General features: G+C 73.2%; 14 protein-coding genes. 11 read left to right on the top strand and 3 right to left on the bottom strand.

What is annotated here, in order from left to right; translation table 11 throughout:
- The 3 genes from ASG70_RS02480 to aspS all read left to right on the top strand — a co-directional run bounded on the left by ASG70_RS02480 (position 1) and on the right by aspS (position 3,008).
- On the top strand, positions 1–651 hold the full coding sequence (locus ASG70_RS02480) for an NUDIX hydrolase (protein ID WP_235531304.1): 651 nt from the start codon (positions 1–3) through the stop codon (positions 649–651).
- Position 652: 1 nt separating this feature from the next.
- Positions 653–1,057 carry a YchJ family protein gene (locus ASG70_RS02475; protein ID WP_056882283.1) on the top strand — a complete coding sequence of 135 codons (405 nt, stop codon included), beginning with the start codon at positions 653–655 and terminating at the stop codon, positions 1,055–1,057.
- Positions 1,058–1,178: 121 nt separating this feature from the next.
- Positions 1,179–3,008 carry an aspartate--tRNA ligase gene (gene aspS, locus ASG70_RS02470; protein ID WP_056882282.1) on the top strand — a complete coding sequence of 610 codons (1,830 nt, stop codon included), beginning with the start codon at positions 1,179–1,181 and terminating at the stop codon, positions 3,006–3,008.
- 85 nt (positions 3,009–3,093) lie between these two features.
- Here aspS and ASG70_RS02465 read toward each other — a convergent pair whose 3' ends face one another.
- On the bottom strand, positions 3,094–3,885 hold the full coding sequence (locus ASG70_RS02465) for a GNAT family N-acetyltransferase (protein ID WP_056882281.1): 792 nt from the start codon (positions 3,883–3,885) through the stop codon (positions 3,094–3,096).
- Positions 3,882–6,086, bottom strand: coding sequence for an MMPL family transporter (locus tag ASG70_RS02460; RefSeq protein WP_056882280.1), 2,205 nt, complete (start codon positions 6,084–6,086; stop codon positions 3,882–3,884). The genes ASG70_RS02465 and ASG70_RS02460 overlap by 4 nt, the downstream gene beginning before the upstream one ends.
- A gap of 82 nt (positions 6,087–6,168) precedes the next feature.
- On the opposite strand from ASG70_RS02460, the gene ASG70_RS02455 reads away from it, so the two are divergent.
- Complete coding sequence (locus ASG70_RS02455) at positions 6,169–7,503, top strand: replication-associated recombination protein A (RefSeq protein WP_056882298.1); 1,335 nt, start codon at positions 6,169–6,171, stop codon at positions 7,501–7,503.
- 145 nt (positions 7,504–7,648) lie between these two features.
- Here the strand turns inward: ASG70_RS02455 and ASG70_RS02450 are convergent, their stop codons facing one another.
- Positions 7,649–8,503, bottom strand: coding sequence for a DUF559 domain-containing protein (locus ASG70_RS02450; protein ID WP_156399782.1), 855 nt, complete (start codon positions 8,501–8,503; stop codon positions 7,649–7,651).
- Positions 8,504–8,849: 346 nt separating this feature from the next.
- Between ASG70_RS02450 and ASG70_RS02445 the strand changes: the two genes are divergently transcribed.
- The 7 genes from ASG70_RS02445 to ASG70_RS02415 all read left to right on the top strand — a co-directional run bounded on the left by ASG70_RS02445 (position 8,850) and on the right by ASG70_RS02415 (position 15,641).
- Positions 8,850–9,233: a DUF948 domain-containing protein gene (locus tag ASG70_RS02445; protein WP_056882297.1), complete on the top strand. Its 384-nt coding sequence runs from the start codon at positions 8,850–8,852 to the stop codon at positions 9,231–9,233.
- Between the two features lie 5 nt (positions 9,234–9,238).
- Positions 9,239–9,562 carry a DUF6167 family protein gene (locus ASG70_RS02440; protein ID WP_056882278.1) on the top strand — a complete coding sequence of 108 codons (324 nt, stop codon included), beginning with the start codon at positions 9,239–9,241 and terminating at the stop codon, positions 9,560–9,562.
- 111 nt (positions 9,563–9,673) lie between these two features.
- Positions 9,674–12,376, top strand: coding sequence for an alanine--tRNA ligase (gene alaS, locus ASG70_RS02435; RefSeq protein ID WP_056882277.1), 2,703 nt, complete (start codon positions 9,674–9,676; stop codon positions 12,374–12,376).
- A gap of 7 nt (positions 12,377–12,383) precedes the next feature.
- Positions 12,384–12,908, top strand: a complete 525-nt coding sequence (gene ruvX, locus ASG70_RS02430) for a Holliday junction resolvase RuvX (protein ID WP_156399781.1) — start codon at positions 12,384–12,386, stop codon at positions 12,906–12,908.
- On the top strand, positions 12,905–14,092 hold the full coding sequence (gene mltG, locus ASG70_RS02425; protein WP_056882276.1) for an endolytic transglycosylase MltG: 1,188 nt from the start codon (positions 12,905–12,907) through the stop codon (positions 14,090–14,092). The genes ruvX and mltG overlap by 4 nt, the downstream gene beginning before the upstream one ends.
- A complete protein-coding gene (locus ASG70_RS02420) occupies positions 14,065–14,949 on the top strand; it encodes a shikimate dehydrogenase (protein WP_235531303.1) in 885 nt (294 codons plus the stop codon). The genes mltG and ASG70_RS02420 overlap by 28 nt, the downstream gene beginning before the upstream one ends.
- A complete protein-coding gene (locus ASG70_RS02415; RefSeq protein WP_056882275.1) occupies positions 14,946–15,641 on the top strand; it encodes a prepilin peptidase in 696 nt (231 codons plus the stop codon). The genes ASG70_RS02420 and ASG70_RS02415 overlap by 4 nt, the downstream gene beginning before the upstream one ends.
- Positions 15,642–15,656 lie beyond the last annotated feature (15 nt).

The raw sequence follows: 15,656 nt of genomic DNA, 5'->3' as shown, positions 1-15,656 counted from the left end.
GTGGAGGAGCAGCTCGCGGACCGGTTCGAGGCCCGGCCGGTCCTGGCGCAGGAGACCGTCTTCGAGGGCATGGTCTGGGACGTCGTCAGCGAGACGGTCGACCTCGGCGAGGCCGGTGAGGTCACCCGCCAGTTCGTGCGGCACCCCGGCGCCGTCGCGGTGCTGGCGCTCGACGACCAGGGTCGGGTCGCGCTGGTGCAGCAGTACCGCCACCCGGTCCGGATGTTCGAGTGGGAGATCCCGGCCGGCCTGCTCGACGTCGACGACGAGCCGCCGCACGTCGGCGCAGCCCGCGAGCTGCACGAGGAGGCCGACCTCGTCGCCGACACGTGGCACGTCCTGGTCGACTACGTCAGCTCGCCCGGCGGCATCGACGAGGCCCTGCGGATCTACCTGGCCCGCGACCTGTCGCCGGTGCCGCACCACGACCGGCACACCCGCGACGGCGAGGAGCTCGGCATGCCGCTGCGCTGGGTGCCGCTGGAGCAGGTGCGCGACGCGTTCCTCGCCGGCAAGGTGCACAACGCCGCCCTCGGCCTCGCCGCCCTCAGCGCCCTCGCCTCCCGCGACCAGGGCTGGGCCACACTCCGTCCCGTCGACGCTCCATGGCCCATCCACCGCGACCACCGCACCCCTGCCCAGGACTCCTGACGTGGCCGGCGACCGCGGTGCCTTCGGCGCCACGACCGCCGGACCGTGCCCGTGCGGCAGCGACGCCGAGTACGGCGTGTGCTGCGGCCCGCTGCACACGGGGGAGTCCTCGGCGACGACGGCCGAGCGGCTCATGCGCAGCCGCTACGCCGCCTACGTCCTGGGCGACGCTGCGTACCTCGTGCGCACCTGGCACCCCCGCAACCGCCCCGACCCTCTCGAGGTCGCGCCGGACCCGGGGTGGCGGCGGCTCGACGTGCTGGACGTGACCGGGGGTGGCGAGGACGACGAGACCGGTGAGGTCGAGTTCGTGGCCTCCCACCTCGACGGGCCGCTGCACGAGCGCAGCCGCTTCGTACGCCGTGCGGGCCGCTGGGTCTACCTCGACGGCGTCGTCCACGGCTGACCGAAGCAACCGCTGCAGGCGAAACCGATTCGTGGGGCCCACGGACCGGTCCGTAGGATGGGCGGGCTCGACCGGCACCCCCGGACCGGGCACCGTCGTCCCCGAGACCGAAGGAAGTCCTGTGCTCCGCACCCACGAGGCCGGCACCCTGCGTGCCGACCACTCCGGCCAGACCGTCACGCTCACCGGGTGGGTCGCCCGGCGGCGCGACCACGGAGGGGTCGCGTTCCTCGATCTGCGGGACGCCAGCGGCGTCGCCCAGGTCGTCGTCCGCGACGAGGTGCTCGCGCAGGGCGGCGCCCACGACCTGCGCAACGAGTACGTCGTCAAGGTCATCGGTGAGGTGAAGACGCGTCCCGAGGGCAACGCCAACGCCGACCTGCCCACCGGCGAGATCGAGGTCATCGCGACCGAGCTGGAGGTGCTCAACGCCTCCGCGCCCCTGCCGTTCCAGATCGACGAGCGGGTCACCGTCGGCGAGGAGGCACGCCTCAAGCACCGCTACCTCGACCTGCGCCGCCCCGGCCGGTCGTCTGCGGGCACCGCGATCCGGCTGCGCTCCAAGGTCAACGCCGCAGCCCGTTCGGTGCTCGGCACCCGTGACTTCGTCGAGATCGAGACCCCCACGCTGACCCGCTCCACCCCGGAGGGTGCCCGCGACTTCCTCGTGCCCGCGCGTCTGGCGCCCGGGTCCTGGTACGCCCTGCCGCAGAGCCCGCAGCTGTTCAAGCAGCTGCTCATGGTGGCGGGCATGGAGCGCTACTACCAGATCGCACGCTGCTACCGCGACGAGGACTTCCGCGCCGACCGCCAGCCCGAGTTCACCCAGCTCGACATCGAGATGTCGTTCGTCGAGCAGGAGGACGTGCTCGAGCTGGGCGAGGCGGTCGTCAAGGAGGTCTGGAAGCTCATCGGCGTCGACCTGCAGACGCCGTTCCTGCAGATGACCTACGCCGAGGCGATGCGCCGGTTCGGCTCCGACAAGCCCGACCTGCGGTTCGGCAACGAGCTCGTCGAGTGCACCGACTACTTCAAGGACACCACCTTCCGCGTGTTCCAGGCCGAGTACGTCGGCGCCGTCGTCATGCCCGGCGGGGCCTCCCAGCCGCGCAAGCAGCTCGACGCCTGGCAGGACTGGGCCAAGAGCCGCGGCGCCAAGGGCCTCGCCTACGTGCTGGTTCAGGAGGACGGCACCCTGGGTGGTCCGGTGGCCAAGAACCTCACGGACGCAGAGCGCGACGGGCTCGCCGAGCACGTGGGGGCGAAGCCGGGCGACTGCATCTTCTTCGGCGCCGGTGCGACCAAGTCGTCGCGCGCGCTGCTCGGCGCGGCCCGCCTCGAGATCGGCCGCCGCTGCGAGCTCATCGACGAGGACGCCTGGTCGTTCCTGTGGGTGCTCGACGCCCCGCTGTTCGAGCCCAGCGCCGACGCGACCGCCTCCGGTGACGTGGCCCTCGGCTACAGCGCGTGGACCGCGGTGCACCACGCGTTCACCTCGCCCAAGGCCGAGTTCCTCGACACCTTCGACACCGACCCCGGCTCGGCGCTGGCCTACGCCTACGACATGGTCTGCAACGGCAACGAGATCGGTGGCGGCTCCATCCGTATCCACCGCCGCGACGTCCAGGAGCGGGTCTTCGAGGTCATGGGCCTGTCGCAGGAGGAGGCGCAGGAGAAGTTCGGCTTCCTGCTCGACGCCTTCGCCTTCGGCGCCCCGCCGCACGGCGGCATCGCGTTCGGCTGGGACCGCATCGTGTCGCTGCTCGCCGGCACCGAGTCGATCCGCGACGTCATCGCGTTCCCGAAGTCCGGTGGCGGCTTCGACCCGCTGACCGCGGCCCCGGCGCCCATCACGCCGGAGCAGCGCAAGGAGGCCGGCGTCGACGCCAAGCCCGCCGCCGACGCCCCTGCGGCCCAGGGTGCGGAGAAGGTCAGCCCCGTCACCAGCTGACACCCGGTCCCTGCCCGGACCACCGAGACAGGTACGGCGCCCGCTCACCGAGCGGGCGCCGTACCTGTCTCTCGTGCGGCTGAGCTCAGGCCCGGGCCAGGCGGCGGCTCGACCAGGCGTGCGTGTCGCCGTACCCGAGGCCGGTGTAGAGGCGGCGCGCCACGTCGTTGTGGGAGTACATGCCCAGGGTGCAGACGCCCGTCTCCTGGACGGCGTCACGCGTCAGCCGCGCGGTGACGGCCAGCCCGAGCCCGGTGCCGCGTGCGTCCGGGTGCACGGTGATGCCGGAGAGGACGGGGTGGCCGGCGAGGTTGGGCTCGCGCACGCCACACGCCAGAAGGGCTCCCGCGTCGCCACGGACGCCGACCCAGCGCTGGTCGGGGTACTCGAAGGGTCGTGCGTCCGTGCCGGGGTTGGCGAGGTCGAGCAGCACCTGGATGGCGGGCTGGTCGTCGCGGTGGAGGGTGACCAGCCGGTCCTCGGCCGCCACCACCGGTGGTGCCTCCAGTGCCCGCAGCCACTCCCAGTCGTTGCCGTCGTCCAGCGGCAGGTGACGTGCGACAGCGTCGAGCGAGCCGCGCTGCACCGTGACGGAGCCGAGGTCGTGAGGCAGCACGTCGGCGGCGACCATCGCCGCCACCAGCCGGTCGACGTCCTCGGGCTGGCCCATCACCAACAGGCCGTGGCGACGCGTGTGGGTCTGGCGGGGGAGCGCGAACGCCGAGCCCACCCTGTAGGCAGGGTTGCTCAGGGGCGTGGGGATGTCCCAGCGCAGGAACCCGCTGCCGCCACTGAGTGCGAGCAGCTCTTGGTGGCTCGAGACCTCCCGCAGGGCGGTGCCGACCACGTCGCCGTCCGTCCCGTCCGAGGCGCTCACTCGGTGATCCCGAAGCGGGCGTGCCAGCGGCGGAGCGCGGGGGGCGCCCACCAGTTCCAGGACCCCAGCAGCTTCATCGTCGCGGGGACGAGCAGCATGCGGACGAGCGTGGCGTCGAGCAGGACGGCGACGGCGAGGCCGACACCCGTCTCCTTGATGACCAGCAGCCGGCCGGACACGAACCCGGAGAACACGATGACCACGAGCAGGGCAGCCGAGGTGATGATGCGTCCCGAGCGCTGCAGCCCGGCGATGACCGCGCGGTCGTTGTCGACGCCGCGCTCGTGGAGCTCGACGATGCGCGAGAGCAGGAAGACCTCGTAGTCCATCGAGAGCCCGAAGCCGAAGGCCAGCACGAGCAGCGGGATGGTCGACTCGATCGCCCCCACCGAGTCGAACCCGAGCACCCCCTCGAGGTGGCCCTGCTGGAACACCCAGACGACGACACCCAGGCTGGCCCCGAGCGACACGACGTTCATGAGCAGCGCCTTGACGGGGATGACCACCGACCCGGTCATGAGGAACAGCAGTACCAGCGTCGCGAGGGCGACGAGGGCGAAGGCGTACGGGGCGCGCCCGCGCAGCGAGTCGGTGAAGTCGCGCAGGCCTGACGCCTGGCCGATGACCTTGGTGGGGAAGTCGGGGCGCTCGGCCTTGAGCGCGGTGACCGCGTGCCTCGCCGTGTCGCCGAGCGGCCCGCCGGGGACCTCCACCGAGACCAGGCTGAGCGTGTCGGTGACGCGCTCGGCGCGCCCCTCGAGGTGCTGGCCGTCGACGACCGGGAGGGCGGCGGCGTACTCCTGCGCGCGGGCCAGCGGGGCCTGTGCCACGACCTGCAGGTCCGGCCCGGACAGCTGGGGGTAGCGCTGTTCGAGCTGGGTGAAGAACTGGCGCTGGGGCGCGCTGACCGGAAGCAGCTCCTTGCCGGAGGAGGTCAGCTTGAGCTGGAACGCCGGTGCCGCGAGCGTCCCGAGCACGACCAGGACGGCGAGGATGACCAGCACGGGTCGGCGGAAGACCCCGGTGGCGAGCCGCGAGAAGACGCCCTCCTCGGGTGCCTGCTCGGTGCCGCGGGCGAGCAGGCGCCGGGCACCGAGGACGCACAGGGCCGGCACGAGCGTGAGCGCCACCAGCATGGCGACCAGCACGACGGACAGGCCGGCCGAGCCGATGGCCTTGAGGATCGAGGCCTCGAAGACGAGCAGCCCACCGAGGGAGATGGCGACGGTGAGCCCGGAGAAGACCACGGTGCGGCCGGCGGAGTCGACGGTCCGCGCGATCGCCGCCTGCACCTCCTCCCGGGTGATCTCGGCTGCCGGCCGGCCCTGGACGCGGCTGCGCAGCTCCTCCCGGAACCGGCTCACCGTGAGCAGCCCGTAGTCGATGCACAGGCCCAGCCCGAGGACGGTCACGACGTTGACCACGGTGGCGTCGAGGTCGATGAGGTGCGAGAAGGCGAGCAGCGAGGCGAGCGCGCCGCCGATCGACGCGATGGCTCCCACGATCGGCATGCCCGCCGCGATGAACCCGCCGAAGACCAGCACCATCACCAGGAAGCTGATGGGCAGGGCGATGCCCTCTCCTGCGCGGAGGTCCTTCTCGACCTGCGAGGTGATGGCGTCGATGAGGTCGGCGAGGCCGCCGGTCGTGCCCTTCGCGCCCGGGACTGCGGCGACCAGCTGGCGCAACCTCGTGTCGACCTGCTCCTGCGTCCGGTCCCGCGCGTCCCCCTTGAGCGACGGGTCGAAGGTGACCACTGCGGCGAACCCGTCACCCGACGTGGGCAGCAGCGCCTTGGCCTCGGGGCTCGCGATCCCGGCCGGCACGAGCTGTGGGGCCGCGACCGAGACGACCCCCGGTATGCGGCCCAGGTCGGCCGCGGCGGCCTTGACCGCGGCCACGGTCGTGGGCGCGGCCGCGTCGGCACCGGTCACCTGCAGCAGGTGGGTCGAGGTGGCCGACCTGCCGGCGGCGACGAGCTGGTCGCGGCCCTGGAGGTTCTCGCCGGCGACGGCCGGGTCGCCGGACTGCAGCCGGTCGAACAGCGACTGGTTGCCGAAGGCCCCGGTCGCGCCGCCGAACGCCGCCACGACCGCGAGCAGCCACACGATCACGACGGTCCTGGGGTGCCGGCCGACCAGGCCGCCGAGGTGGGAGAGTGCGGAGGCCGTCCGGTCGGGGTGGTCGGGCGCGTCGGTCACGGGAGATACCCTGCCATCCGTGGTGAACGGTGACGGCGACGACCTCTTCGCAGAGGCCTCGCGGGGGCGGGCCGGAGACCGCATGCCCACCGGCGCCGCGCTCCCGCCGCTCGCCGTGCGCATGCGCCCCCGGTCGCTGGAGGAGGTCCGGGGCCAGGGCTCGGTACTGCGTGCCGGCAGCCCGCTGCGACGGCTCATCGAGGGATCGGCCGGCGCCGCCGGGCCACTGTCCGCGATCATCTGGGGCCCGCCCGGGACCGGGAAGACGACGCTGGCCCACCTCGTGGCGACCGCCGCGGACCGCCGGTTCGTCGAGCTGTCGGCCGTCACCGCAGGCGTCAAGGACGTGCGGCAGGTCATGGACCAGGCCGCTCGCGACCGCGACCTCTACGACCGGCAGACGGTCCTGTTCCTCGACGAGATCCACCGCTTCACCAAGGCCCAGCAGGACGCGCTGCTCCCCGGCGTCGAGAACCGCCAGGTCATCCTCGTCGCGGCGACCACGGAGAACCCCTCGTTCTCGGTGATCGCCCCGCTGCTGTCGCGCTCGATGCTCATCACCCTCGGCTCGCTGACCGACGAGGAGGTGGCCGAGGTCCTCGACTCGGCCGTGTCCGACGACCGCGGCCTTTCAGGGGAACTCAGCCTGGCCGACGACGCGCGCGACCACCTCGTGCGCATCGCCGGTGGCGACGCCCGGCGCGCACTCACCTCGCTGGAGGCGGCCGCAGGCGTGGCCCTCGACGAGGTGGCCCCCGGCGCCGACGTCGACGGACCTGTCGAGATCACCCTCGCCCACACCGAGCAGGCCGTGGCGCACGCCAGCGTGCGCTACGACAAGACGGGCGACCAGCACTACGACGTCGCGTCGGCGCTCATCAAGTCGATGCGCGGCTCCGACGTCGACGCGGCGCTGCACTACCTCGCGCGCATGCTGGAGGCGGGCGAGGACCCCCGCTTCATCGCCCGGCGCATCGTCATCTCCGCCAGCGAGGACGTCGGCATGGGCGACCCCACCGCCCTGCAGACCGCTGTCGCCGCCATGCACGCCGTGGCGCAGATCGGGATGCCTGAGGCGCGGATCATCCTGGCCCAGGCGGTGGTCCACAACGCGCTCGCGCCCAAGAGCAACGCGGCGTACACCGCCATCAACGAGGCGATCGCCGACGTGCGCGCCGGGCGTGGTGGCGCGGTGCCGCCCCACCTGCGCGGCAGCGGGTATGCGGGCGCGGCGCGGCTCGGGCACGGGGACGGTTACGTCTACGCCCACTCCGAGCCCGACGGGGTGGCCCGGCAGGACTACCTGCCGGAGGACCTGCAGGGGCAGACCGACTACTACCGGCCGACCGACCGCGGGTTCGAGGAGCGCCTCGGCCCGCGATGGTCGTGGCTCAAGGGCCGCATCCGGCGCTCCTGACCCGCCGGCCGGTGACCGCGGCGGACCTGACCCGGCCGCTGGTGGCCTCGGGGAAGGTGGGACACGTGCCGGCGTGACGCGCGCCGACGTGCAGTAGGCCGGCGGAGGTCTCGCGGAGCCGCCGTCCGCACTACGACGGCTGGGGTCACGCCGGCACTGCACGTCGCTCCTCCTGCGGCTGCGGGGGAGCAGGCAGACCGCTGAGCCCAGCCACGAGGACCTCGATGGTCCAGCGCACCCACTCGGGACGGTGCACCACGTCGTCCCACGTGTAGCGCAGCACCCGCCAGCCGTGCATCACGAGCTCGGTGTAGCGACGGCAGTCCCGCTCGAGGCCGTCCCGGGTCCCGTGGAACTCGAACCCCTCCGCCTCCAGCACCACCCGCGCACGGGGATCGCCGAGGTCCACGGTCGCAAACACCCCGACATCGGCGATGACGAGCTGGGGTTGAAGCCGCAGCCCCGGCAGGTCGAGGGCGATCGCGCGCAGTGCTGACTCGAACGGGTTCGCCGCGCGCCGGTCGGCTGCCACGGCGACGCGGCGGGCGCGCGAGGAGCCGGTACCCCGCAGGGCCCGAGCCGCGGCAAGCAGCTCGTGCCGCGCCACGTCGCCCGAGCGCAGGGCGGAGTCGGCCACGGCGAGGGCCTGGTCGAACGGCAGCTTGACTGCGCAGTCGAGCACCGTCCGGATCGGGTCGGTGAGGCCGGCCGCGCGCTCGTGCGGCGACAGGTCGCGATACGTAATGACCACCCCGCGGCGCTGCTCGCGCGAGACCTTGCGGTTGCGCGGGACGGTCAGCCACGGCCGCACGGGTGGCCGCAGGACCGGCCAGCCGTGGGCCAACGCCGCGCTCAGGTGCGACACGACCCCGCTGCGGGCGTGCGCTGCCCGCCGGTGCGCCGACACGGCAGGCAGCACGTAGCGGCCCCGTCGCAGCCGGACAACCGACCCCTCTGCCACGGCACTCTCGAGGGCCGACTGCGGGACGAGGGCACGCAAGGTCGACCACGTGGCGCAGCCCCCGAGTCTGCCGAGCGCATCGGCGACGGCGAGCGCGCGTGCTGGACCGGGCGGGTGCATCGCACCAGCGTCGCGCCCGACCGACCGCTCCTCCCGGTCGTCCACAGGTTCGTCGGCAGACAGGGACGTGCAGTACTCCGTGGAACCGGGCCCGCGCCCGCTGCACCGTGCGGCTGCCGTCGGGCACGACCGGGTACTGCACGTCGCTGTGCCGTCGCGGGCGTGGCCCGGGGCCTTCGTGCGGCCCCCGGATCAACCCCTCGGGTGGCCTCGGGGAATGCCGCCGTGACGCCCGCGCCCGTCGGGGTAGGGTTTCGGCATGGATGTGAGTCTGGGCGACATCGCCGGCATGATCGCGGCCCTGGCGTTCGCGTTCCTGGTCTTCCGACTGGGCAGCGTGATCGGCAAGGCCGGCAAGATCCTCGACGAGACGCGGGTGGGTCTGCGGACCACCACCGAGAACGTCCAGCCCACCCTGCTCAAGCTCACCGACACGGTCAGCCTGACCAACGAGCAGCTGGCGCGGGTCGACGGCATCACCACCAACGTCTCCGCCATCACCACCAACGCCAGCGCGCTGACGGCCCTGTTCGCCGCCACGCTGGGCAGCCCGGTCGTCAAGGTGGCAGCGTTCACGTACGGCGTGCGCTCTGCCCTCAGCGGCGCCGGCACCAAGTCGACCAGCGGCCGTCGCCGCCGTCGGGGCTGATCGCCGTGGCACGTCTCTTCTGGGTCGCCCTCGGCGCCGCCGCCGGCGTCTACGCCGTGCGCAAGGTCGGCAAGGCAGCCCAGGCCTACACGCCCGCCGGTGTCGCCGACGGGCTCTCCGACTTCGGTGACGGCCTGCGCGAGCTCGCCGCAGCCGTCCGTGAGGGCATGGCCGAGCGCGAGGGCGAGCTGCGCCTGGCGCTCGGCATCGACGCCGGCACGGCCGACGACCCGGAGGCGGGTGCGGCACGGCTCGACGCCGCCGCTGCGCGGGCGCTGCTGGACGACCCCACCGGTCGCCGCGGGAACGGCGCGCACCGAGCTCGGTAGGGGCGCCGCGCTCCCGCGCGCTCGCCCCGACCCACACCACGTTCACTACCCGTACGATTCGTCATGCCCGCCCACCCCCCCCGAGGGCATGCGCTAAGGACTGATCAACCCATGGAAACCGCCGAGATCAGGCGCCGCTTCCTCTCGTTCTACGAGAGCAAGGGGCACACGGTCGTCCCGTCCGCACCGCTCGTCTACGACGACCCCAACCTGCTGTTCGTCAACGCAGGCATGGTGCCCTTCAAGCCCTACTTCCTCGGGCAGCAGACGCCCCAGTGGAACCGCGCCACCTCCGTCCAGAAGTGTGTGCGCACCGGCGACATCGAGGAGGTCGGCAAGACCTCCCGCCACGGCACGTTCTTCCAGATGAACGGCAACTTCTCCTTCGGGGACTACTTCAAGGAAGGCGCCATCACGTTCGCCTGGGAGCTCATCACCACGCCCCAGGACCAGGGTGGCTACGGCCTCGACGCCGACAAGATCTGGCCCACCGTCTACGAGGACGACGACGAGAGCTTCGACCTGTGGCACCGGATGATCGGTGTCCCCAAGGAGCGGATCACCCGCCGCGGCAAGCTCGACAACTACTGGCACATGGGCGTGGCCGGCCCCGGCGGCCCGTGCAGCGAGCTCTACCTCGACCGCGGCCCGGAGTACGGTCGCGAGGGTGGCCCTGCCGTCGACGAGGACCGCTACCTCGAGTTCTGGAACCTCGTCTTCATGCAGTACGAGCTGTCGGCGGTCCGCGCCAAGGACGACTTCGACATCGCCTCCGAGCTGCCGAAGAAGAACATCGACACCGGCATGGGCCTCGAGCGCATGGCGACCCTGCTCCAGGGCGTCGACAACCTGTACGAGATCGACGAGGTCTACCCCGTCCTCGACCGCGCCGCCGAGCTCACGGGCAAGCGGTACGGCGTCCACTCGGGTCACGCGGCGAGCGAGTCCCACCCCGACGACGTGCGCCTGCGCGTGGTCGCCGACCACATCCGCTCGAGCCTGATGCTCATCGGCGACGGCGTCACCCCCGGCAACGAGGGCCGCGGCTACGTCCTGCGCCGCATGCTCCGCCGGGCGGTGCGCTCGATGCGCCTGCTCGGGTTCGACGAGCCGAGCCTGCCGCTGCTGCTGCCGGTCTCGGTCGAGCGGATGAAGAACTCCTACCCCGAGCTCGAGACCGGGTTCGACCGGATCTCGCAGATCGCGTACGCGGAGGAGGAGGCGTTCCGCCGCACCCTGGCGGCCGGCACGACGATCCTGGACACCGCGGTGACCCGGACGAAGTCCGAGGGCGGCAGGACCCTCGCGGGCGACCAGGCGTTCCAGCTCCACGACACCTACGGCTTCCCGATCGACCTGACGCTGGAGATGGCGGCCGAGCAGGGCCTCGAGGTGGACCGCGACGGCTTCCGCCGGCTCATGACCGAGCAGCGTGAGCGCGCCAAGGCCGACGCGAAGGCCAAGAAGGGCGGTCACGCCAACACCGAGGTCTGGCGCGACCTGCGGGCGCTGGGCGCGACCGACTGGCGCGCCTACTCCGAGCTGACCTCCGAGGCGAAGGTCCTCGGCCTCGTCGTCGACGGCCGGCGCGTCGAGGAGCTCGAGCCCGGCCAGCGCGGCCAGGTCGTCCTCGACCGCACCCCGTTCTACGCCGAGTCCGGTGGCCAGGTCGCCGACGAGGGCGTCATCGTCGCCGACGGCGCCCACCTGCGGGTCGTCGACGTGCAGCGGCCGGTCAAGGGACTCGTCGCCCACACGGTCGAGGTGCTCACCGGGCCGCTGCGCGCCGGTCAGGAGGTGTCGGCCGAGGTCGACGCCGAGTGGCGCGTCTGCGCGTGCCAGGCGCACTCGGGCACCCACGTCGTCCACGCGGCCCTGCGCCAGGTGCTCGGCCCGTCTGCCCTGCAGTCCGGCTCCTACAACAAGCCCGGCTACCTGCGGCTCGACTTCGCGTGGGGCCAGGCCCTGTCGCCGGAGACCCGCAGCGAGATCGAGGAGGTGGCCAACCTCGCGGTGCGCCAGGACCTCCCGGTGTCGGCGCAGTACATGACGCTGCCGCAGGCCCGTGAGTTCGGGGCGCTGGCCCTGTTCGGCGAGACCTACGACGAGCAGGTCCGCGTCATCGAGATCGGCGGCCCCTGGTCGCGCGAGCTGTGCGGTGGCACCCACGTCGGCCACTCCTCGCAGATCGGCGCACTGTCGGTCACCGGCGAGTCGTCCGTGGGCTCCGGCGTGCGCCGCCTCGAGGCCTTCGTCGGGATGGACGCGCTGCGCCACCTCGCCAAGGAGCGTGCCCTCGTGGCCGAGCTCAGCGAGATCGTCAAGGTGCAGCCCGGCGAGCTCAAGGACCGCGTGGCGGCCCTCGTGGCCCGCGTCCGCGACGCGGAGCGCGAGCTGGAGAAGGTCCGTCGCGAGCAGGTGCAGGCGCAGACGGGCAAGCTCGTCGAGTACGCCCGCGACCTCGACGGCATCCGCCTCCTGACCCACGACGCGGGGGAGGGCGCCAGCGCCGACGACCTGCGCACCATGGCCCTGGACCTGCGTGGGCGCCTCGGCGACGCGACGCCGGTCGTCGTCGCCCTGACCGGTGTGGCCAAGGGACGCCCCGGAGTGGTCGTCGCGACGAACGCCCGCGCCCGTGACCGCGGCGTCAAGGCGGGTGCGCTGGTGCGCGTCGCAGCCCAGACGCTCGGCGGTGGTGGCGGCGGCAAGGACGACCTGGCGCAGGGAGGCGGCACCGACGCCACCCGGACGGGCGACGCCCTCGGGCGCATCGACGCCGCGGTGCGTGAGGCCGCCGGCGTCACCGGGTGACCCCGCGGTGACGCAGGCAGCCACCAGGGCCGGGGTGCGGGTCGGCGTCGACGTCGGCAGCGTCCGGGTCGGGGTGGCCGCCAGCGACCCCTCGGGCCTGCTGGCGACCCCCGTGCGCACCGTGCCGCGCGACCCTGCCGAGCAGGACAGCGGTGGCGCCGACGTCGAGGAGATCGCCGCGATCGTCGCCGAGCGCGAGGCCATCGAGGTCGTCGTGGGCCTGCCCCGGACACTCGCGGGTGCCGAAGGTGCCGCCGCCCAGACCGCACGCACGTATGCTGGGCGGTTGGCGGCACGTGTCGCGCCCGTACCGGTCCGGCTCGTCGACGAGCGGCTCACCACGGTCGACGCGCATCGCTCGCTCCGCGACAGCGGGGTCGGCGGCCGGCGGCAGCGCGCGGTGGTCGACCAGGCGGCGGCGGTCCTGATCCTGCAGGTCGCCCTCGACACGGAGCGCAGCTCCGGGCGTCCGCCCGGCGAGCTGGTGAGGACCGACGGGCGCAAGCCCCGGACGAAGGACAGGCACCGATGACCGAGCCCCACCTGGAGCACTCGATCTTCGGGGGGCAGCACGACGAGCACGTGGAGGAGGGCCACGGGTCCGTCCAGACGCGCTCCCAGGCGCGCGACCGCACCAGGCCGCCCCGGCGCCGTCGTGGCCGGGGACGCCGTCGCGGCATCCTCGTCATCGCCCTCGCGATCGTCGCGGTGGCGGGTTTCGCCGCCTACACCGTGCTGCGGCCGGTCGTCGACGGGTTCCTGGAGAGCAACGACTACCCGGGCCCGGGGTCGGGCAGCGTGCAGGTCGTCGTCAACGACGGGGACTCCGGACGTGCCATCGGCGCCACCCTCCAGAAGGCCGACGTGGTGAAGTCGGCCAAGGCCTTCCTCGACGCGGCCGCCGGTGACTCGCGGGCCTCGGCGATCCAGCCGGGCACCTACACGCTGAAGAAGCAGATGTCGGCCAAGGGCGCCCTTGCCACCCTCGTCAACCCCGCCAACCGCACCGTCCCGCGCGTCACGATCCGCGAGGGGCTGTGGAAGAACGAGGTCTTCGCGGCCCTGTCCAAGTCCACGGGGGTGCCGCTCGCCCAGTACACCGCTGCCGCCAAGGACCCGGGGTCCCTCGGGCTCCCCGCGTCGGCCAAGGGCAACCTCGAGGGTTACCTCTTCCCGTCCACCTACGAGTTCCCCGCCAAGGCGACGGCCGGCGAGCAGCTGCGCACCATGGTCGCCAAGACCCTCAGCGAGCTCGACGCTGCCGGCGTGGCCGAGGCCGACCGCGAGCGGACGCTCACCGTGGCCTCGATCGTCGAGGGCGAGGTCAGCGGCGACGCCGACCGCGGCAAGGTCGCCCGGGTCATCGAGAACCGCCTCAAGACCAGCGGCCCGCCGACCAACGGCTACCTGCAGATGGACTCCACCGTCCACTACGCCGTGCAGAAGCGGGGGCGCGCCGGCACCAGCGACGCGGACCGCCGCAGCACCAGCCCCTACAACACCTACAAGCACCCGGGGCTGCCGCCGGGCCCGATCAACAGCCCGGGCGCCGCGTCCATCAAGGCGGCGGCAGCACCGACCCCGGGTGGCTGGTTCTTCTTCGTCACCGTCGACCCCGACACCGGTGAGACCAAGTTCGCGACCACGGCTGCCGAGCACGCCCGCAACGTGCAGGAGTTCCGGGCCTGGTGCCGCGGCCACGCCGACCGGTGCTGAACGCCGCCGTCCTCGGGCGACCCGTCGCCCACTCGCTGTCACCGGTGCTCCACTCCGCCGCCTACCGCGCCCTGGGCATGGACGACTGGGCGTACGGCGCGCACGACCTCGGCGCCGCCGAGCTGGCGGCGTGGGTGGGGGAGCGCGACGAGTCCTGGCGCGGCCTCAGCCTGACCATGCCGCTGAAGGACGTTGCGCTCACGCTGGCGGACACCGCGTCGGCGACCGCCCGGCTGACCGGCGCGGCCAACACCCTCGTCCGCCGCGACGACCTCGGGTGGGACGCCCACAACACCGATGTGGCCGGCATCGTGGGTGCGCTCGCGCACGTGGACCACGACGGTACGGCGACCCTGCTCGGGTCCGGAGCCACCGCACGGTCCGCAGGGGCCGCCCTCGTCCGGCTCGGGATGCGGGAGGTGCGCGTCGCCGCCCGCAACCCGTCATCGGCGGCCGACGTCGTGGCGCTCCTGCAGGGGCTCGGCACCGAGGCCGTGGCCGTGCCGCTGGAGCAGTGGGCCGCCGTTCCTGCGACCGTCGTCGTCTCGACGCTGCCACCCGCGGTGGGTGCAGCCGTCGCAGCGCTGTCGGAACCGGCCGACGCGACCGGCCGCGGCGCCACCCTGCTCGACGTCGTCTACGCCGACTGGCCGACGGAGCTGGCGCGCGCGGCGTCCGGCGCTGGGTACGACGTGGTCTCCGGGCTCGACATGCTCGTGCACCAGGCCGCGGAGCAGTTCCGCCTCTTCACCGGCCGGGACGCCCCCGTCGAGGCCATGTTCGCCGCCGGGCGGGCAGCCCTCGCAGCTGACGACCGCCTCGACGGCGCCGCGCACGGTGACGGGACGGCTCGGTGATCGTCCTCGCGGCCGGGACCGACCTGCCGTGGTGGGTGCTCGGCGCCCTCGCGCTCGCGGGCGCCGCGCTCGGCGCGGTGACCGGGAGGGTGCTGTCGGATGGCGGATACCGCGTCGAGTCCGACGACGCGGGCGCCCTGCCGCGGGTGTGGTGGTGGCCGGCGCCGGTGCTCGCCGTGCTGTGGGCGGTGGTGGGCTGGCGCATCGGCGACTACGCCGGCTGGGCCGCGCTGCCCGCATACCTCTTCTTCGCCTGGCTGACCGTCGCCCTGGTCTGGATCGACGCGGACGTCCATCGCCTGCCCGACGGCCTCGTGCTGCCCGCCTACCCCGCCCTGCTCGCGCTGGTCGTCGTGGCGACGGCAGGACTGGGGGACTGGGCGCAGCTCTGGCGCGCCCTGGCCTGCCTCGCCGGCCTCTACGCCGTCTACCTCGTGATGCACCTGGTGTCGCCGGGGTCGCTCGGGTTCGGCGACGTGAAGCTGTCCGGCCTGATCGGGCTGCTCCTGGGGTGGATCGGCATCCCACAGCTCGTCATGGGCGTGCTCGGCGGCTTCCTGGTCGGTGGGGTCACGGCCGTCGTCATGCTCGCAGGGCGTCGGGTCGGGCTCCGTTCGCACATCGCGTTCGGCCCGGCGATGCTCGTCGGCGCGCTGCTCGCCCTCGTCGTCGAGTACCAGTGGGTGGCCTAGGCGGAGGGGCCCCGA

The organism is Phycicoccus sp. Soil748 (assembly GCF_001428025.1).
Taxonomy (GTDB): domain Bacteria; phylum Actinomycetota; class Actinomycetes; order Actinomycetales; family Dermatophilaceae; genus Pedococcus.
The sequence above is the reverse complement of the archived record's forward strand: the minus strand, read 5'-3'. Positions and strand labels throughout refer to the sequence as shown.

Excerpts from the sequence above, each read along its gene's own strand:
- alaS (WP_056882277.1), top strand. The coding sequence starts at position 9,674 with ATGGAAACCGCCGAGATCAGGCGCCGCTTCCTCTCGTTCTACGAGAGC.
- ASG70_RS02455 (WP_056882298.1), top strand. The coding sequence starts at position 6,169 with ATGCCCACCGGCGCCGCGCTCCCGCCGCTCGCCGTGCGCATGCGCCCC.
- mltG (WP_056882276.1), top strand. The coding sequence starts at position 12,905 with ATGACCGAGCCCCACCTGGAGCACTCGATCTTCGGGGGGCAGCACGAC.